Annotated in this window: 18 protein-coding genes; 7 read left to right on the top strand and 11 right to left on the bottom strand. The window is 73.7% G+C overall.

Going from position 1 to position 17,499, the window contains the following annotated elements; all coding sequences use genetic code 11:
• Positions 1–205: 205 nt before the first annotated feature.
• The 7 genes from ACFYYT_RS05590 to ACFYYT_RS05560 form a co-directional block, all read right to left on the bottom strand.
• On the bottom strand, positions 206–1,825 hold the full coding sequence (locus ACFYYT_RS05590) for an ABC transporter ATP-binding protein (protein ID WP_351826148.1): 1,620 nt from the start codon (positions 1,823–1,825) through the stop codon (positions 206–208).
• Positions 1,822–2,814 carry an ABC transporter permease gene (locus ACFYYT_RS05585; RefSeq protein ID WP_351826147.1) on the bottom strand — a complete coding sequence of 331 codons (993 nt, stop codon included), beginning with the start codon at positions 2,812–2,814 and terminating at the stop codon, positions 1,822–1,824. The genes ACFYYT_RS05590 and ACFYYT_RS05585 overlap by 4 nt, the downstream gene beginning before the upstream one ends.
• Entirely contained in the window at positions 2,811–3,794 is a 984-nt protein-coding gene (locus ACFYYT_RS05580) for an ABC transporter permease (protein ID WP_385365502.1), read from the bottom strand. Before ACFYYT_RS05580 ends, ACFYYT_RS05585 begins: the two co-directional genes overlap by 4 nt.
• Positions 3,791–5,527 carry an ABC transporter substrate-binding protein gene (locus tag ACFYYT_RS05575; protein WP_351826146.1) on the bottom strand — a complete coding sequence of 579 codons (1,737 nt, stop codon included), beginning with the start codon at positions 5,525–5,527 and terminating at the stop codon, positions 3,791–3,793. Before ACFYYT_RS05575 ends, ACFYYT_RS05580 begins: the two co-directional genes overlap by 4 nt.
• A 195-nt stretch (positions 5,528–5,722) precedes the next feature.
• Positions 5,723–5,818 carry an Ms4533A family Cys-rich leader peptide gene (locus ACFYYT_RS05570; RefSeq protein WP_351826145.1) on the bottom strand — a complete coding sequence of 32 codons (96 nt, stop codon included), beginning with the start codon at positions 5,816–5,818 and terminating at the stop codon, positions 5,723–5,725.
• A 92-nt stretch (positions 5,819–5,910) separates the two neighbouring features.
• Positions 5,911–7,398, bottom strand: coding sequence for a DUF3152 domain-containing protein (locus ACFYYT_RS05565; RefSeq protein WP_351826144.1), 1,488 nt, complete (start codon positions 7,396–7,398; stop codon positions 5,911–5,913).
• A 5-nt stretch (positions 7,399–7,403) separates the two neighbouring features.
• Positions 7,404–8,402: an alpha/beta hydrolase gene (locus ACFYYT_RS05560; protein WP_351826143.1), complete on the bottom strand. Its 999-nt coding sequence runs from the start codon at positions 8,400–8,402 to the stop codon at positions 7,404–7,406.
• Positions 8,403–8,536: 134 nt separating this feature from the next.
• Here ACFYYT_RS05560 and ACFYYT_RS05555 point away from each other — a divergent pair, with 134 nt between their 5' ends.
• The 4 genes from ACFYYT_RS05555 (at position 8,537) to ACFYYT_RS05540 (ending at position 10,318) form a co-directional block, all read left to right on the top strand.
• Positions 8,537–8,752 carry a hypothetical protein gene (locus tag ACFYYT_RS05555; protein ID WP_351826142.1) on the top strand — a complete coding sequence of 72 codons (216 nt, stop codon included), beginning with the start codon at positions 8,537–8,539 and terminating at the stop codon, positions 8,750–8,752.
• Between the two features lie 147 nt (positions 8,753–8,899).
• Positions 8,900–9,547, top strand: coding sequence for a TetR/AcrR family transcriptional regulator (locus ACFYYT_RS05550; RefSeq protein WP_351826141.1), 648 nt, complete (start codon positions 8,900–8,902; stop codon positions 9,545–9,547).
• A 124-nt stretch (positions 9,548–9,671) separates the two neighbouring features.
• Positions 9,672–9,899, top strand: a complete 228-nt coding sequence (locus ACFYYT_RS05545; protein WP_030764655.1) for a DUF3107 domain-containing protein — start codon at positions 9,672–9,674, stop codon at positions 9,897–9,899.
• A 116-nt stretch (positions 9,900–10,015) separates the two neighbouring features.
• Complete coding sequence (locus ACFYYT_RS05540) at positions 10,016–10,318, top strand: hypothetical protein (RefSeq protein WP_351826140.1); 303 nt, start codon at positions 10,016–10,018, stop codon at positions 10,316–10,318.
• 122 nt (positions 10,319–10,440) lie between these two features.
• On the opposite strand, the gene ACFYYT_RS05535 is transcribed toward ACFYYT_RS05540, so the two are convergent.
• Positions 10,441–11,199, bottom strand: coding sequence for a ferritin-like fold-containing protein (locus tag ACFYYT_RS05535; protein ID WP_351826139.1), 759 nt, complete (start codon positions 11,197–11,199; stop codon positions 10,441–10,443).
• Between the two features lie 459 nt (positions 11,200–11,658).
• On the opposite strand from ACFYYT_RS05535, the gene ACFYYT_RS05530 reads away from it, so the two are divergent.
• The 3 genes from ACFYYT_RS05530 (at position 11,659) to ACFYYT_RS05520 (ending at position 14,862) form a co-directional block, all read left to right on the top strand.
• Positions 11,659–13,656, top strand: a complete 1,998-nt coding sequence (locus ACFYYT_RS05530; protein WP_388606991.1) for a DEAD/DEAH box helicase — start codon at positions 11,659–11,661, stop codon at positions 13,654–13,656.
• 86 nt (positions 13,657–13,742) lie between these two features.
• Positions 13,743–14,618, top strand: a complete 876-nt coding sequence (locus ACFYYT_RS05525; RefSeq protein WP_351826138.1) for an alpha/beta hydrolase — start codon at positions 13,743–13,745, stop codon at positions 14,616–14,618.
• 91 nt (positions 14,619–14,709) lie between these two features.
• Positions 14,710–14,862 (top strand): hypothetical protein, encoded by a 153-nt coding sequence (locus ACFYYT_RS05520; protein ID WP_167456791.1) that lies wholly within the window; start codon positions 14,710–14,712, stop codon positions 14,860–14,862.
• A gap of 61 nt (positions 14,863–14,923) precedes the next feature.
• Here the strand turns inward: ACFYYT_RS05520 and ACFYYT_RS05515 are convergent, their stop codons facing one another.
• The 3 genes from ACFYYT_RS05515 to ACFYYT_RS05505 all read right to left on the bottom strand — a co-directional run bounded on the left by ACFYYT_RS05515 (position 14,924) and on the right by ACFYYT_RS05505 (position 17,462).
• Entirely contained in the window at positions 14,924–15,529 is a 606-nt protein-coding gene (locus tag ACFYYT_RS05515; RefSeq protein ID WP_351826137.1) for a MarC family protein, read from the bottom strand.
• Between the two features lie 60 nt (positions 15,530–15,589).
• Positions 15,590–16,456: a PHP domain-containing protein gene (locus ACFYYT_RS05510; RefSeq protein ID WP_351826136.1), complete on the bottom strand. Its 867-nt coding sequence runs from the start codon at positions 16,454–16,456 to the stop codon at positions 15,590–15,592.
• 367 nt (positions 16,457–16,823) lie between these two features.
• Complete coding sequence (locus ACFYYT_RS05505; protein ID WP_351826135.1) at positions 16,824–17,462, bottom strand: DUF6758 family protein; 639 nt, start codon at positions 17,460–17,462, stop codon at positions 16,824–16,826.
• Positions 17,463–17,499 lie beyond the last annotated feature (37 nt).

Here is a 17,499-nt window from a genome sequence, read left to right as displayed (position 1 = left end):
CACCCCATGTCTCCCCCCCCCCCCGGCGGGGCCGGGGGGGGGGCGGCCGGCCGGGCGCCCGCGGGCCAATAACTCGCGGGGTGGGGGGGGGGGGGGGGGGGGGGGGTGCCCCCCCCCGCCACCGGAAGGGGTGAAGAGTCGTAACTTTCCCGTACGGTTCGCGTTCGAGCACGCTAGAAAGGGGCTCCCCCGCGCCCGCGCGGGCCTACGCGAACACCTCCCGGCGCGCCGAGCGGCGCTCGGCGGCCAGCTCCGGGTCCAGGGCCGGGACGGCGTCGAGCAGCTGCCGGGTGTAGGGGTGGGCGGGACGGTCGTAGACCTCGTCCACCGGGCCCTCCTCGACGATCCGCCCCTGGCGCATCACGGCGACCCGGTCGCTGACCTGCCGGACCACGGCGAGGTCGTGCGCGATGAAGACGAGCGCGATGCCCGACTCCCGCTGGATCTCCGCGAGCAGGGCGGTGACCTGGGCCTGCGTGGTGACGTCGAGGGCGGACACCGGCTCGTCGCAGACGATCAGCGACGGTCCGGGGGCGAGCGCGCGGGCGATGCCGACGCGCTGGCGCTGGCCGCCGCTGAACTCGTGCGGGTAGCGGTCGTAGTGGGCGGGGTCCAGGCCGACCCGGGTCAGGAGTTCGCCCACCCGGGCCCGGACGGCGGCCTCGTCGCGCTGCCCGGCCGCGCGCAGCGGGTCGGCGATGGACTCGCCGACGCTGCGGCGCGGGTTGAGGGAGGAGACGGGGTCCTGGAAGACCATCTGGGCGCCGGGGGTGATGCCGCTGACCTCCGCGCCGCCCCTGCGGACCTGCCCTTCGCCGGGCTCCAGCAGCCCGACGAGCATCCGGCCCAGGGTGCTCTTGCCGCTGCCGGACTCCCCGACGATCCCCAGCGTCTCCCCGGCGCGCACCGTGAGGCTGACCCCGTCGACGGCGGCGACCCGGCGCCTGCCACGGCCGAACTCCCTGCGCAGCGCGCGGGCTTCGACGACGGGTTCGGAGCCGGTGGGGCGCGGCCGGGGGGTGCGGGGCGCGTCGAGCCGGGGCACGGCCGCGAGGAGCGCCCTGGTGTAGGGGGCGGCGGGCCGTGCGAGCAGCCGGTGCACGGGGCCGCGTTCCACCGCGGCGCCGTCACGCAGCACCAGCAGGTCGTCGACGCTGCCGGCCGCGACGCCGACGTCGTGGGTGACCAGGAGCAGTCCGAGGCCGCGTTCCTCGCGCAGTCCGTGCAGCAGGTCCAGGATCTGGGCCTGGACGGTGACGTCGAGGGCGGTGGTGGGCTCGTCGGCGATGAGCAGCCGCGGTTCGCAGGCCAGCGCCATGGCGATCAGGGCCCGCTGGCGCATGCCGCCGCTGAATTCGTGCGGCCGGGCCCGGGAGCGGCGTACCGCGTCGGGGATGCCGACCCGGTCCAGGACCTGGACGGCGCGGGCCCGGGCGGCCCGCCGGGAGGCGGCGGTGTGGATCCGGTACACCTCGGCGATCTGGTCGCCGATGGCGTGGTACGGGTCGAGGGAGCTGAGCGGGTCCTGGAAGACCATGGCCGCGACTCCCCCGCGCAGCGCGCGCAGTTCGCCCGGCCCGGCGGAGCCCACGTCGGTGCCGCCCACGCGGACGGCGCCGCCGAGCCGGGCGCCGGTGCCGCGGTGCAGTCCGAGCAGGGCGGCGGCCACGGTGGACTTGCCGCTGCCGGATTCGCCGACGAGGCCGAGGGCGCGGCCGGGTTCCAGGGTGAAGGAGACCCCGTCGACGGCGCGCACGTACGCGCCCGGGGCGCCGACGGGGAAGTCGACGGTGAGGCCGTCGACGTCCACGAGCAGGTCGGTCATGCCAGGGTCACCCTTCGGTCCGCTACGGCGTACAGCAGGTCGGCGATCACTCCGGCGATGACGACGGCGGCGCCGATGGTGAGGACGACGCCGACGACCACGGGCAGGTCGACGACGCGCACCCCGTCGATGAGGGTCTTGCCGAGCCCGGGGATCCCGAAGAGGGACTCGGTGAGCACGGCGCCGCCGATCATGGTGCCGAAGTCCACGGCGCTGAGCGCGATCACGGGTGCGACGGCGCCGCGCACGGCGTGCCGGGTGACCAGCGCCCGCTCCCCCACGCCGTAGGCGCGGAAGGTGCGGATGTGGTCCTCGGCGAGGGTTTCCAGGGTGGAACTGCGCGTGAGGCGGGCGTACTTGGCGCTTTCGAAGAAGCCGAGGGTGACCCAGGGCAGGAGCAGGTTCCAGGCCCACTGCTCGGGATCCTCACCGAAGGGCACGTACGTGGGGAACGGCAGCCACTGGAGGTAGGCGCAGACGGCCATGAGCAGCAGCAGCCCGAGGATGAAGACGGGGGTGCCGGTCGCGGCGAGGGTCAGCAGGGTCAGGACGCGCTCGGTGATCCCGCCGCGACGCACCGCCGACAGGAGTCCGGTGCCGACGCCGACGACGAGCCAGATCACGAGGGCGCCCAGTGCCAGCGAGAAGGTGGCGGGCAGCCGCTCCAGGAGCAGCTCGGTGACCTGCCGGTCGTTCTGGTAGGAGAAGCCGAGGCAGGGCGCGTCGCAGTGCAGCACCGTTCCGGCGCCGCCGGACTGGTCCCGGCCGGCCAGCAGCCCCTGGAGGAAGTGCAGGTACTGGGTGACGGTGGAGTCGTCGAGCCCGAGCTGTGCGCGGACCTGGGCGATCTGTTGCGGGTTGCATCGCTCCCCGCAGGCGAGGCGGGCGGGGTCGCCGGGGGCGAGGTAGAAGAGGGCGTAGACGACGACGGACAGGACGAGCAGGACCAGCAGGGCCCCGCCGAGCCGTTTGAGCACGAAGCGGGTCACGCGGAGCGCTCCTTCCTGGTGCCGACCCGCAGGCGCGAGCCCTCGCGCGGGTCGAGGGCCGTACGGACGCCGTCGCCGAGGACGGTGAAGGCGAGCACGGTGGCGAAGAGCAGTCCGGCGGGGAGCAGGACGTAGGCGGGGTCCGCGCGGAACCAGGTCTGCGCGCCGGACAGCATCTGCCCCCAGGACGGGGTGGGCGGCTTGACGCCGACCCCGAGGAAGGAGAGGGAGGCCTCGCCGACGATGTTGGACGGGATCATGATGGCGGCGTACGTGATGACGGGCGCGGCCAGCGAGGGCAGCAGTTCGCGGCGGGCGATGCGCAGGGTCCCGTTGCCCGACAGCCGGGCGGCTTCGACGAAGTCCAGGCCGCGCAGGGCGAGGGTCTGGGCGGCCACCATCCGGGCCGTGCCGCCCCAGCCGAGGAGGCCGAGGACGAGGACCAGCAGCAGTGGCCTGGGGAAGCCCGGCGGGACGACGGCGGTCAGCGCGATGGCGAGCACCAGCATGGGCAGGGCGATCATCACATCGGTGACGCGGCCGACGAGCGGTCCGACGAAGCGGTTGCCGAGGGCGGCGGCCAGTCCGGCGGCGAGGCCGAGGAGGACCTGGACGGCGGTGGCGCCGAGGGCGACGAGCAGGGAGATCCGGGCTCCGTAGAGCAGCCGGATGAACAGGTCGCGGCCGCTGCCGGGTTCGACGCCGAGCCAGTGGCCGGCGGAGATCCCGCCGAAGGGGCCGAGGGGGACCCCGCCGCGCGCGGAGTCGACGAGGTCGTCGTGGTAGGCGTTCGGGTCCTGGCCGGTGAGCTGGGCGAACAGGGGCGCCGCGAGGGCGAGGAGGACGAGGAGGGCCAGGACGGCGGCGGCGCCGACGGCGGAGGGCCGTCGGCGCAGGCGCCGCCAGACCTGGCCTCCGGCGGCCGCGGCCGGGGCGGTGGCCCCGGCCGCGGACACCGGTCGGCTGGTCAGCAGGCTCACTTGACCGAGACCTGCGAGATGTCGAGGACGCCGGTCCAGTCGCTGATGACGACGTTCTTGACGTCCTTGCCGACGAGCCGCTTGTAGACGGGGTGGAACAGCGGCACGTCCAGGGCCTGCTCGCCGATCTTCTTGTCGAGGGCGCCCCAGCGCTTGCCCGCCGCCGCGAGGTCGGTGAGCTTGGCGATCTCGTCGATCTCGGTGTTCACCGCCGGGTCGTTCAGCTGCGCGTGGTTGTAGTTGGAGCCGTTGGTGACGATCTGCCGGCCGTCGAAGATCGGGGCGAGGAAGGGGCCGCCGGAGGGCCAGTCGGCGCCCCAGCGGGAGAGGAAGAAGCCGGGTGTGTTCTTGACGTCCCAGCGCTTCTCGTTGAAGGCGTTGGTCTCCAGGCCCTCCAGCTTGACGGTGATGCCCGCCGCGGCGAGCGCCTGCTGGACGGCGGTGGCGATCTCGGGGCTGGTCTGCCGGTTCTGCGCGTTGGAGTGGGTCAGGGTGACGGTGAGCCCGTCCGGGAAGCCCGCCTCCTTGAGCAGTTCCCTGGCCTTGGCCGGGTTGCCCGTCTTGCCCGCCGGGAAGTGGTCGTAGGCGCTGTACCCGAAGGCCTCGCGCTCGGGCAGGAAGGTGGTGGCCGGCTCGGCGAGCGCGGAGCCGCCGGCCGCGTTGACCACGCTGGTGCGGTTGACCGCGTAGGAGATGGCCTGGCGGACCTTCGGGTTGTCGAAGGGGGCCACCTTCGGGTTGAAGGCCAGGTAGTTGACGTAGCCGAAGTGCCCGGTGCCGACGCGGGAGGCGAGCTCCTTGTTGTCGCCGACCTGGGCGAGTTCGGCCGGCCCCAGGTTGGTGTCGGTGGTGACGGCGGCGGCGTCGGCGCCGGAGCTGGTGGACAGCCGCTGGTTGATGACGGCGGCGTCGAGGCCGGAACGGACGTCGATCCGGTCCGGGTAGGCCTTGCGCTCCTCGTCGGTCCGGGGGTCCCAGTGCTCGTTGCGCTCCAGCAGCAGGGTCTCGCCGTCCCCGGTGTTCTTGACGACCTTGTACGGGCCGGAGGAGACGGGGTGCTCCTCGTACGTGGCGCCGGTGTCCTTGGCCTTGGGGACGGGGGCGAACTGCGTCTGGGTGGCGAGGAAGGGGAACTCGCCCTCGGGCTTGCGGAGTTTGAAGACGATGGTCTTCGCGTCGGGCACCACGATGGAGTCGAGGCCCTTGCCGCCGTCCTTGTACGGGCCCTCGTACGTCTCGCCGCCGACGAGCCAGTCGCGCAGGTAGGGGGCGCCGCCCGACAGCTCGGCGGCGAAGGAGCGCTCGATGCCGTACTTGATGTCGGCGGTGGTGATCGGGCTGCCGTCCTCGTACTTCAGGCCGTCCTTGAGGGTGTACGTCCACTCGGTGGCGTCCGCGTTGGGCTTGCCCAGGTCGGTGGCCAGGTCGGGGACCACCTTGGAGCCGGCCGGGCCGTCCTCGCGGTTGCGGGTGGTGAGCGTGCGGAACACCAGGGAGGGAACGTTTCCGCCGCCCGAGGTGTACAGGCGGGCGGGGTCGAAGTCGCTCTGCGGCTCGTTGTTGAGGACGGTCAGGGTGCCGCCCTTCTGCGGGGCGGAGCCGGGGGCCCCCGGCTTGCCGTCGGCCGAGGCCTTGCCGGCGCCGTCCTTGGGCCCGCACGCCGCGGCGCCCCCGGCCAGTACGAGGCTGACGGCGACCGCGGCCACACGGCGCGATATGTGGGACTGACGCATGGGAAAAGGGACCTCTCGGCGGGCAGCGGGATGCTGGATGCGAAGTGCGGGATACGGAAACGGCCGCGCGGAAGGCGGCGTTCGCCATCACCGGTGGACCTGCGCACCGAGAAGGAAAGGGGGCCGCGCCCGCGGGCGGAGGGGGGCCCGGGCGCGGTGGGACGGTTCGGAAACGGTCGCGCGCTCAGGCGGGCGTCAGCGACAGAAGATGTCGGCCACGCTGTGCGCGGCCACACCGAGGAGCGCCAGCTCTATGGCGGCGCTCGCGGAGGCGGTGTGGCGGTGCGACATGCGGAGAACGATTACCGATCAGCGGACGTGTTGTCAACGCGCGATCCGGCCCCTTGCGCGCACCCTCCGCGCGACCTCCGCGAGCCCTCCGGTCAACTTCCGGGATACACCCAGGGGTTGGGGAGGCAGTGGATGTTGTCGATGTCGAGGGACTTCGTCTGCTGCTGCATGATCGGGGCGAGCGCACCGGGGGTCTGGCAGCTGACGTGACCGTGGCCGAGCCGGTGGCCGACCTCGTGGTTGATGAGCATCTGCCGGTAGGCGAGCATCTGGTCCGGGCCGTAGGTCGGCGAACCCTGCGCCCAGCGGAACGCGTTGATCATCACGCGTTCGGTCGCGGCGGAGTCGCAGGAGACGTTGTCGACGGTGGTGTCCAGGCCGGACCTCGCGCACCAGGCGCCGGTGGTCCCGGGGCTGGCCAGGGTGATCACGAAGTCGACCTCGCCGCCCGGCACCCGTTCGAAGGTCATCGCACCGTTGTGGGCCCAGCTGCGCGGGTCGTTGAGGGTGCGCTGCACCGCCTCGGCGAACAGCTGCGCGTCCAGTCCCAGGCCCTGCTCCACGTCGACCCGGTAACGCACCCGCTTGCCCTGGCCCGGGGCGTTGGCCACGCCGGGCACGGTGTCGAAGAGGCCGGGCCCGGTGAGCTTCGCGTCGATCGGCAGCTGCCGCGCCATCTGCGCCTCGTACGTCTGCGGCACCGCGGGCAGGGCGGGCGGGGAGGCGAGGGCGGGGCGGCCGTCCGAGCGGGCCGCGGCGGACTGCCCGCTCAGGGAGCGGTCGGCGCCCTCGTCACCGGCGGCGCGCGCCCCAGCGGCGCCGGAGTCGCCCTCGGTGGCCACCTGCCCGGCCACGACGACGGCGAGCACGGTGGTGACGGCCGCCGCGGCCATCCCGGTGTACGTACGGATCCGCTTGCCGCGCCCGGCCGGGGGCCCTTCGGGGGCGACCGGGCCGACGGGCTTGCGGGGGCCGGGCACGCGGCGGTGGGAGCCGGTGGAGGTGAGGGCGTCGGCGCGGACGCCGGACGCGGGCCCGGGCCCGGGCGGCGGCGCAGGCGCCGGCGCGACCCGGGGGAAGCCGGCCTCGGGGGCGGGCGGGGCGGCGGTGGCGGTGGCGGTGGCCTTGGGGGCGCCGCGCCAGTCCCCGTAGACGGAGCCGGCTCCGGGGGCCGGGGCCGCTCCCCAGGCTCCGCCGGGCTCGCGCTGCTCGGGGTGCCCGCCGGGACGCTCGCCGCGCGCGCCGGGGCGGACCGGGGGGACGTAACCCCGGTGGACGACGGTGGGTTCGGCGCCGGGACGCGGGCCGGGGGCGCTCTCGCGGGGTCCGGCCGGCCGGGGCCCCTGCGGTGCGGGCCGGCCGGGGTGGGGCCGCACCTCGTACGGCTCGGGCGCGTGCGGCTCGGGCGCCTCCGGGCCGCTCCCGTACGGGCCGTCCCCGTACCGCCGGCCCGCGTACGGCTCGTCCGCGTACCGCTCGTCCGCGTACGGTTCGCCCCCGTACGCCGCCGGTCCGCCGTCGGCCGGCGGGCCGGGTTCCGGGCGGGCGGGGGCGGGGTCCTTGCGACTATGTCGTCCCACGGTCCTCAGCCTTTGCCGTCTTCTGTTCCTGTGCCGGCTTCGGTGTCCCGGCCGGTGTCGTGCAGCAGCTCCCGGAAGGCGGCGGCCACGACCTCGGGGTACTCCATCATCGCCACGTGTCCTGCCTCGGGCAGGCTCAGCAGCCGCGAACCCCGGAAGGCCGCGGCGGCCTTGCGCGCCATACGGTACGAGACCAGTTGGTCCCGGCCACCGTAGACCAACAGCGTGGGCGCGAGCACCCGTTGGGCCTGGCGCCACAGCCCGTGCTGCCCCCCGAGGGTGTACGCGTCGACGATCCCGCGCGAGGAGCGGGTCATCGCCTCCCAGAAGTACGGCAGTTCCATCCGCCGGCGCATCTCCTCGACGGCCTGCCCGAACCCCTCCTCCGTCACCCGTGCGGGGTCCCCGTAACAGAGCTGCGTCACCCCCCGGGTGCGCTGTTCGGCCGTCAGGCCCCGGGTGAGGCGCCCGAACAGAGGAGCCATGCCGGGCACGGCGAGCAGCGCGGTGGGCACGGCCGAGCGCTGCACGCGCAGCTCGGGCAGCGCGGGCGAGACGAGGGTCAGGGTGCGCACCAGGTCGGGCCGGACGGCGGCGATCCGGGTGGAGACGGCGCCGCCGAGGGAATTGCCGAAGAGGTGGACGGGGCCGCGGCCGGCGGCGTCGAGGTGGCGGATGACGGCGCGGGCGAGCCCGGTGACGGAGTAGTCCCGGTCGGCGGGCGGCGCCGACCAGCCGAAGCCGGGCAGGTCCAGGGCCTCGCCGTCGACGGTGTCGGCCAGCACCTCCATGAGGGCCGACCAGTTCTGCGAGGAACCGCCGAGTCCGTGGACGAACAGCGCGGGCGGCATGCCCTCCCGCACCGGTGGCCGGAAACGTACGTTCATCTCCAGGCCCGGCAGCGCGACGGTGCGCAGCTGCTCCCCCTCGGCCACCCGGGCGCCCCCCACCTGGGAGATCGGCTCGACGGTGGTCCGCACACCCGGCAGCTCGGTCGAAGACATGGGCCAATGTTACGAGACGATCACGCCCGCCCCCGGGTCATCGCTTGTGTTGGCGGTCACAAGACCACCTGGCGGCGTGTCCCGGATCCTCCTAGGCTCTTAGTGGGAACACGAGCGAAGGCGAGGGGAGAGGCATGACTGTCGACCCTGCGGAACCGGACAGCTTCCGGGAACGGCTTCGGGAGACGCCCAGCCCGGAGGCGCCGGAGGCGGATGCCGCCGAACAGGACACCGAGATCCAGCCGCTGGAGGACGACGCCCTCGACGGCCTGGAGACGCTCGAAGCCCCCGAGGCGGACGCCGCGGAACAGGCGCGAGTGGTTCCGCTGGACGAGGACGACTACCGCTGACCGCCGCTGACCAGCGGGTCCGCAGTGTCTCCGGGCGGTCCGTACCGCGAGAAAACTCGGCTTGAACCCACCAGATTCGGTTACCGAAAAGTACGATGGCGGCGCGGCGCAGAGCGCACTGTGTTCTTAGAGAAAGTGGGAGGCGGCGTGACAGCCATCGAGCAGACCGAGGCAGCGCGTCCGCGGGGCACGCGACTGCCGCGCCGGGCCCGGCGCAACCAGCTCCTGGGCGCGGCCCAGGAGGTGTTCGTCGCGCAGGGCTACCACGCCGCGGCGATGGACGACATCGCGGAGCGCGCCGGGGTCAGCAAGCCGGTGCTGTACCAGCACTTCCCCGGCAAGCTCGACCTGTACCTCGCGCTGCTGGACCAGCACTGCGAGGCGCTGCTGCTGGCGGTGCGCACGGCGCTGGGGTCCACCAGCGACAACAAGCTGCGCGTGGCCGCGACGATGGACGCCTACTTCGCGTACGTGGAGGACGAGGGCGGCGCGTTCCGGCTGGTCTTCGAATCGGACCTGACGAACGAGCCGGCGGTGCGCGAGCGCGTCGACCGGGTGTCGTTGCAGTGCGCGGAGGCCATCTCGGACGTCATCGCGGAGGACACCGGCCTGTCGAAGGACGAGTCGATGCTGCTGGCCGTGGGCCTGGGCGGGGTCTCCCAGGTGGTGGCCCGCTACTGGCTCTCCAGCGCGAGCCCGGTCGCCCGTGACACGGCGGTGGGCCTGCTGACCTCGCTGGCCTGGCGCGGCATCGCCGGGTTCCCGCTGCACGGCAGCGAGGGCGCCGAAGCGTGACCTGACCGGCGCTGTTCGCTGCGAGCGTGCCCGCCGCGAGCCGATCGTGTCCCCTCACCGGGCTAATGTGGACCGGGTACGGCGCGGCTGATCGCGCGAACCGGACCGTCGGAGGGACAAAGCCGTGGAGGTCAAGATCGGCGTGCAGCACGCACCCCGGGAGATCGTGCTGGAGAGCGACCTGAGCGCCGAGGAGCTGGAGGCCGTCGTCGCCGCCGCGCTGTCCGGCCAGTCGCCGCTGCTGAGCCTGACCGACAACAAGGGCCGCAAGGTCCTCGTGCCGTCGGACCGCCTGTCGTACGTCGACCTGGGCGAGCCGAGCGCGCGGAAGGTCGGTTTCGGCGCTCTCTGAGTCACCGGCAGAACCGAGAAACGGCCCGGCGGTTGTTCCGCCGGGCCGTTTCCGTTTCTTCCGCTTCGGGTAGGACCGCAGTGACCCGGTTTGCCCTGACGTAGGGGAGTGGTGTGATGCTGCTGATGGAGGCGCTCGGCTCCGGCCTGATCGGCCTCGCGCTGGCGGGCGCGGCCGTCCGCGTACTCGCCAAACGACTGCCGTCCACCAGAACAGTGCTGGTCAGCGGTGTGTCAGGGGCGCTCTTCGGGGCGTATCTGACGCATACGGCGCTCGGTCCGGGGCACAACACGCTGGCCGCCACCTTCCTGGGCGGCCTCGGTGTGTCGGCCGTCGTGCTCTCGCTGCTGCTGCGGCCCGCCGCGGGTTCCGGGAGAAGCTCCCGGCGGCCTCCGTTTTCGCTCCCGTCGCGTGGTTGAGCGGCGCTGGAGCGCGGCCCGGAGCGCGGCCTGAGTCCCGGTCGCGCGGCTACGACGACGGCCCCGGCCGCGGAGGGTTCCGCGGCCGGGGCCGTCGTCGTGCGCGAGGAGGCGGGGCGGGCTCAGGCCGCGAGGCCGAGGGCGGCCATCCGCCGGGTGTGGGCCTTGGTGATGCGGGTGAACATCTCGCCGACGGCCGCGAGGTCGAAGCCCGCCGCCATTCCGTCGACGCCGCCGACCAGCATGGTGGAGAGCGCGTCGCGCTCCGCGACCACGCGCTGGGCCTGCGAGAGGGCCTCGCCCATCAGCCGGCGGGCCCACAGCGCGAGCCGGCCGCCGCAGCGCGGGTCGGCCTCGATCGCGGCGCGCACCTTCTCGACGGCGAAGCCGCCGTGGCCGGTGTCGTCGAGGACGCCGACGACCAGGGCGCGGGTGTCGGTGTCGAGGTGGGTGGCGACCTCGCGGTAGAAGTCGCTGGCGATGGAGTCGCCGACGTAGGCCTTGACCAGGCCCTCTAGCCAGTCGGAGGGGGCGGTCTGGCGGTGGAAGTCGTCGACGCCCTTGGCGAAGGGCTCCATCGCGGCGGTCGGGTCGGTGTCGATCTCCGCGAGCCGACCGCGCAGCCGCTCGAAGTGGTGGAACTCGGCGGAGGCCATCTTCGCCAGCTCGGCCTTGTCACCCAGGGTGGGGGCGAGCTTGGCGTCCTCGGCGAGGCGCTCGAAGGCCGCGAGCTCCCCGTACGCGAGCGCGCCGAGCAGGTCCACGACGGCGGCCCGGTACTGGGGCGAGGCCGAGGCGGTCGCCCAGTCCTGGGCGGCGATGCCCTGCGCCCCGTCGGGTGTGCTGTCGTCGGCGGGAGATGCGTTTTCTACGGTCGACATGCTCCGCACAATAGCCCGCCGAAAGGCAGCACGAACCACCTGCTCAGTCCACGTAAACCCGCCTACCCGGTGAATTCACCCGACACACCTGCGCGATTCCGAGGTACAGTGGTAATGCGCCTGCCGAATACTCGGCGGGCGATCAGAATGAGGATGCCCGGTCGGTGGCCCGATCGGCTCCAACCCGACCGCCCTCGGTGCGGTGCGTACGTCCATGCGTACCACCTCCGCACGAGGGGCCCCCTCAGCGGCAGAAGCGCTTGAGCGAAGGCTAGTGGTCCCGCGCAGCTTCGTACGACCCTCCCGAAATCTGGGTGGGCGCAGTACTGCAAGCCCGGCACGGTACGACCCCCCTCGCCGCCTCGCGCCGCGTCTCACAGAAGAGGCAGCACCCTGACTACGTTCCGAGACCTCGGGATCTTTCCCGAGACGGCCGAGGCGCTTGAAGCCGTCGGCATCGTGTCCCCCTTCCCGATCCAGGAGATGACCCTCCCCGTCGCCCTTTCCGGCACGGACGTCATCGGCCAGGCCAAGACCGGCACCGGCAAGACGCTGGGCTTCGGCCTCCCCCTGCTGGAGCGGGTCGTCGTCCCCGCGGACGTCGAGGCCGGCCGGGCAACGCCCGCGCAGCTGACCGACGCGCCGCAGGCCCTCGTGGTGGTTCCGACCCGCGAGCTGTGCACCCAGGTCACCAACGACCTCCTGACCGCGGGCAAGGTCCGCAACGTCCGCGTCCTCGCCATATACGGCGGCCGCGCGTACGAGCCCCAGGTCGAGGCGCTCAAGAAGGGCGTCGACGTGATCGTCGGCACCCCGGGCCGCCTGCTGGACCTGGCCGGGCAGAAGAAGCTCGACCTCTCCCGCGTCAAGGCCCTCGTCCTCGACGAGGCCGACGAGATGCTCGACCTGGGCTTCCTGCCCGACGTCGAGCGGATCATGAGCTACCTGCCGGCCAAGCGCCAGACGATGCTGTTCTCGGCCACCATGCCGGGCGCCGTCATCGGCCTCGCCCGCCGGTACATGACGCAGCCGACGCACATCCGCGCCGTCTCCGAGGACGGCGAGGGCGCGACCGTCGCCAACACCACGCAGCACGTCTTCCGTGCGCACAACATGGACAAGCCGGAGCTCGTCTCCCGCATCCTCCAGGCCGAGGGCCGTGGCCTCGCCATGATCTTCTGCCGCACCAAGCGCACGGCGGCCGACATCGCCGAGCAGCTGGAGAAGCGCGGCTTCGCCTCCGGCGCCGTCCACGGCGACCTGGGCCAGGGCGCCCGCGAGCAGGCGCTGCGCGCCTTCCGCAACGGCAAGGTCGACGTGCTGGTGTGCACCGACGTCGCCGCCCGCGGCATCGACGTCGAGGGCGTGACCCACGTCATCAATTACCAGACGCCGGAGGACGAGAAGACCTTCCTGCACCGCGTGGGCCGCACCGGCCGCGCGGGCAAGAAGGGCATCGCCGTCACCCTGGTCGACTGGGACGACATCCCGCGCTGGCAGCTGATCAACAAGGCGCTGGAGCTGGACTTCCACGACCCGGTCGAGACGTACTCCACGTCCCCGCACCTGTACGAGGAAATGAACATCCCGGCCGGCACCAAGGGCATCCTGCCGCGCGCCGAGCGCACGCGGGCGGGCCTGAAGGCCGAGAACCTGGAAGACCTGGGCGAGACCGGCGGGCGCGGTGGCCGTGGCGGCCGCGGTCCGGCCGCCGCCCCGGTGGCCACCGAGGAGCGCCCCGCGCGCACCCGTACGCCGCGTCAGCGCCGCCGCACCCGTTCCGGTTCGGAGCTGGGCGCCGAGGACGTGGCCGCCGCCCCGGTGGCTCCGGCCGCCGAGGCTCCCGCGGTCCCCGCCGCAGCGCCGGCCGCAGCCCCCGCCGCTCCCGCCGACGACGAGCCGCGCCGCCCGCGCCGCCGCCGCAGCCGGGTGGGCGTCCAGGCCGCCGCCGCGGTCGCCGAGGCCGCCGTGGTCAAGGCCCCGGCCGTCGCCGAGGCGCCCGTCGCGGCCGCCGTCGAGGTCCCGGCTCCCGCCGTGGCCGAGGAGGCCCCGGCCCCGGTCAAGGCCCGCCGCACCCGGACCCGCAAGGCCGCGGAGGCGCCCGTCGCCGCTCCGGTCGCGGAGGCCGCCACCGTGGTGGAGGAGGCGCCGGTCAAGGTGCGTCGTCCCCGCAGGGTCGCCGCGCCCGCCGTGGACGAGCCGGACTTCCAGATGGCCCCGATGGTGGAGCCCGTCCAGGCGCGCCGCGCGCCGCGGGCCCGCAAGGCCGTGGCGGCCCCCGCCGCCGCGCCGGCCGCCGCCGTGGCCGAGGAGGCGCCGGCGAAGCCGAAGCGCACCCGGACCCGCAAGGCCGCCGACGCCGCCCCGGTGGAGGCCGCTGCCACCGCCGAGGCCGCTCCGGCCAAGCCGAAGCGCACCCGCACCCGCAAGGCCGCCGAGGCCGCGCCGGAGGCGTAGGACCCGTACGAGAACGGCCCCGGTCCCCTTTCGAGGGGGCCGGGGCCTTCTCGTTCCCCGGGCGTACGGGCCGGTAACCTCGGGCCATGAGCAAGCCGCCGCGCCTGACCCTGCCGCCCGCCGCCCGCGCGTACCGCCTGACGACCGCGCGCGGCGACTTCGCCGTGCACGAGGCGGGCGCCGCCCTGCGCGGCACCGCCCTGCTGGTCCCCGGGTACACCGGCAGCAAGGAGGACTTCATCGGCCTGCTGGAGCCGCTCGCCGCGGCCGGCTACCGGGTGGTCACCGTCGACGGGCGCGGCCAGTACGAGAGCCCCGGCCCGCGCGAGGAGTCCGCGTACGCCCTGGAGGAGCTCGGCCGGGACGTCCTGGCGCAGGCCGCGGCCCTCGGCGGGGGCCCGGTGCACCTGGTCGGGCACTCGCTGGGCGGTCTCGTCGCCCGCGCGGCCGTGCTGCGCGACGCCGCCCCCTTCGCCTCCCTCACCCTCATGAGCAGCGGGCCCGGCGCCGTCGCCGAGGAGCAGCGGGCGCGGACGAAGCTGCTCGTCGCGGCGCTGGAGGCGCTGCGGGAGACCCCGCCCGCCGACAGCATGCCGGCGGTCTGGGCGGCGATGCGGGCCCAGGACCCCGAGGACGTGGTGCCGGACGGGCCGGAGCTGGCGGAGTTCCTGCGCGAGCGCTGGCTGGTCACCGTACCGGAGCAGCTGATCGCGACAGGCCGGGTGCTGATCGAGGAGCCGGACCGGGTGGCGGAGCTGGCGGCGGTGCCGCTGCCGAAGCTGGTGCTGTCCGGCACGGTCGACTACGCGTGGCCGGTGCCGCAGATGGACGAGATGGCGGTCCGGCTGGGTGCTTCCCGGGTCCTGGTCGAGGGTGCCGAGCACTCCCCCAACGCGGAGAACCCGCAGGTCACGGCCCGTTCTCTAGTGAACTTCTGGGATTCTTCGAGCGTCGGTCGTTAGCTTATGAAAAAATTTCCTTAGCGTAGGGAATGTTTCATGTACCCCCTCCGTTGAACACTGTGCAAGGAGAACACCGACGAAGGGAGAAGCGATGCGCTTCGAGATTCTGCGCCTGAACGACGTCGACGGGTCCGCCGTGGACAGCACCGTCGTGGACGCGGCCTCCGTCAACCGGATCGTGCAGCAGGCCGCCGCGGTGGGCCAGCGCATCCTCATCCGACCGGCCGAGACGGCGTCCTCCTGATGCTTTCGCAGAAACGCCCCCGCACCGATGGTGCGGGGGCGTTCGCATGCGCGCGGCGGGTTCAGGCGCCGCGGATGACCTGGAGCACGCCGTTGATGATCTGCTGGACGGCGATGGCCGACAGCATCATGCCGGCGAGGCGGGTGACGAGGACGACACCGCCGTCCTTGATGATCCGGATGATCACCAGCGAGTAGCGCATGGTCAGCCACAGCACCACGTGCATGGCGATGATCGCGCACCAGACGGAGACCTGGCCGGTGAAGCCGTCGGCCTTCTGCACGGCCAGGATCACGGACACGATCGCGCCGGGGCCGGCCAGCAGCGGCATGCCGAGCGGGACGAGGGCGACGTTCACGTCCTTGGTCTGCTTGGGCTCGTCCGTCTTGCCCGTGAGCAGGTCCAGCGCGATGAGCAGGAGCAGCAGACCGCCCGCGATCATCAGCGCCGGTACGGAGACGTGCAGGTAGTCCAGGATCTGCTGGCCGCAGATGCCGAAGACGGCGATGACGCCGAAGGCCACGCAGACGGCCTGCCAGGCCATGCGGCGCTGGACCTTGGCGGGGCGCCCGGAGGTCAGGGCGAGGAAGATCGGCGTGATCCCCGGGGGGTCCATAATCACAAAAAGCGTGAGAAAAAGGGATCCGAAGACGGCGAAATCAAACACAGAGATGCCTTGCAGGTGAGGGGTGTGGCGAAAAAGGGGGGGAGGGTGTGGAGCGGCGCCTCAGGCGCGGGCGTCTCCACCGGCGCCGGGGACCGGGAAGGCCCCCGTGGCGCGGCGCGTGATCTCGCCGTAGATCTCGGGGTCGGTCGTGTACTCCCCGAGGCCGCAGGTCTTGCGGCTGCCGTGGTAGTCGCTGGAACCGGTCGTCAGCAGCCCGAGGTCGGCGGCCAGGCCGCGCAGCCGGGCGCGGGTGGCGGTGTCGTGGTCCATGTGGTCCACCTCTATGCCGTCCAGACCGGCGGCCGCGAGGGCGGCCAGGGCGCTCTCGGGCACGCACGTGCCGCGCTTGACGGCGGCGGGGTGCGCGAAGACGGTGACGCCACCGGCCGCCTTGACCAGGCGGATGGCCTCGAAGGGGTCCAGCTCGTGCTTGCCGGCGTAGGCCCGGCCGCCGTCGGCGAGCCAGTCGGCGGTGAACGCGTCGGACACCGTCGGGACGACGCCCAGCTCGACCATGGCGGTGGCGATGTGCGGGCGTCCCACGGAGCCGGCCCCGGCGATCCGGGCCACCTGCTCCCAGGTGATGTCCACGCCGAGCGCACGGAGCTTGCCGACCATGGCCTGGGCGCGCGGGGTCCGGTCGTCGCGTACGAGTTCCCGCTCGCGGGAGAGCTCGGGCTCCTCGGGGTCGAAGAGGTACGCGAGCAGGTGCATCCCGACGCCGTCGAGCCGGCAGGACAGCTCGGCGCCGGTCACGAGCGTGAGCCCGGCCGGGAGCGCGGCGATGGCCTCGGCGTATCCCCCGACGGTGTCGTGGTCGGTCAGCGCGACCACGTCCAGCCCCGCGGAAGCCGCGGCCCGCACCAGTTCGGCGGGGGTGTCGGTGCCGTCGGAAGCCGTGGAGTGGGTGTGCAGGTCGATGCGCACAGCCGGGCTCCAGGATTTCGAACGGACGAGGGGGACACTCCAGGATACCCACGCCCCACCCACCCCCGGCGCCCACGCTCCGCCCCCGCCGGGGTGGGACGCGGGGGCGGAGGCAGCCGTGCGGTGCGCCGTACCGGCGGAGGGGCTTCGAGGGGCGAGCCCCCGCAAACGCCCCGCAGGGGCCGGGCGGGCCCGCCCGCCGGACGCAGCGGCCACGCGGCCCGCAGGCAACGGCCGGGCCCGGGCCCTGGCCGGCGGCCCCGCCCGGCGGCCCCGCCGGACGGAGTCCGGCGCAGCGACGCGAAGCCCGGGAAGCGCGCCGGCGCTGAGCGGTGCGAGCGGCGCGTCAGAAAGGGAGGCGGCGCGTTCAGGAAAGAATGCGGGGGGTCAGGGCGCCGCAGGGGAGGAGTTCGACTTCGGAGCCCGCGTCGCGCAGGTCGGTGAGGACGAGTTCGTCGTACATCAGGAGCCCGGACTGCTCCGGCCAGACGATGGCCCACAGCCACAGCCCCCGGGCCTCGCCCGCGAACACGGCCCGGTCGTCCGGCGCCCCGCTGACGTGCCACAGCGGCGTCGGCCGACCCGCCGCGACGACCTTGGCGTGCGGCGGGGCGGAGACGTTGATGTAGGGGCCCGGGTCGGGGGCGTCGATGCCCGCGAAGCGGGAGCCGAGGCCGACGCCGAGTTCCTCGGCGACGAGCAGGAGCTCGCCGAGGCCGCCCAGCGGCCCGGGGCCCGAGCAGGCCACGGCGGTGGCGCGGCCCCCGCTGCGGTCGTCCCCGGCGGAGGCGACCCCGGTGAACAGCCATCCCACCGGCAGGGGCCACGGCATCCAGACGGGCACCTGGGCCCGGTTCACGACCACGCTGAGGCCCTCGACGCTGGGCGGGATGACCGGCTGCAGCGGATGGACGGCGCCGTGCACCGCGCACTGCCAGGAGTCGGCGAAAAGACCGGGCGCTCGGACCCGGCCACCGCACTTCGGGCAACTCGGTTCGCCCCTCATAGGAAGCACGCTCCTCCCCGCCCGGCGCCCCGTCAAG

The organism is Streptomyces sp. NPDC002032 (assembly GCF_042890765.1).
GTDB lineage: Bacteria > Actinomycetota > Actinomycetes > Streptomycetales > Streptomycetaceae > Streptomyces.
The sequence above is the reverse complement of the archived record's forward strand: the minus strand, read 5'-3'. Positions and strand labels throughout refer to the sequence as shown.

Bases quoted from the DNA above. Each gene is read 5' to 3' on its own strand.
- ACFYYT_RS05590 (WP_351826148.1), bottom strand. From the start codon at position 1,825: ATGACCGACCTGCTCGTGGACGTCGACGGCCTCACCGTCGACTTCCCC.
- ACFYYT_RS05575 (WP_351826146.1), bottom strand. From the start codon at position 5,527: ATGCGTCAGTCCCACATATCGCGCCGTGTGGCCGCGGTCGCCGTCAGC.
- ACFYYT_RS05570 (WP_351826145.1), bottom strand. From the start codon at position 5,818: ATGTCGCACCGCCACACCGCCTCCGCGAGCGCCGCCATAGAGCTGGCG.
- ACFYYT_RS05560 (WP_351826143.1), bottom strand. From the start codon at position 8,402: ATGTCTTCGACCGAGCTGCCGGGTGTGCGGACCACCGTCGAGCCGATC.
- ACFYYT_RS05555 (WP_351826142.1), top strand. From the start codon at position 8,537: ATGACTGTCGACCCTGCGGAACCGGACAGCTTCCGGGAACGGCTTCGG.
- ACFYYT_RS05540 (WP_351826140.1), top strand. From the start codon at position 10,016: ATGCTGCTGATGGAGGCGCTCGGCTCCGGCCTGATCGGCCTCGCGCTG.
- ACFYYT_RS05535 (WP_351826139.1), bottom strand. From the start codon at position 11,199: ATGTCGACCGTAGAAAACGCATCTCCCGCCGACGACAGCACACCCGAC.
- ACFYYT_RS05525 (WP_351826138.1), top strand. From the start codon at position 13,743: ATGAGCAAGCCGCCGCGCCTGACCCTGCCGCCCGCCGCCCGCGCGTAC.
- ACFYYT_RS05520 (WP_167456791.1), top strand. From the start codon at position 14,710: ATGCGCTTCGAGATTCTGCGCCTGAACGACGTCGACGGGTCCGCCGTG.
- ACFYYT_RS05505 (WP_351826135.1), bottom strand. From the start codon at position 17,462: ATGAGGGGCGAACCGAGTTGCCCGAAGTGCGGTGGCCGGGTCCGAGCG.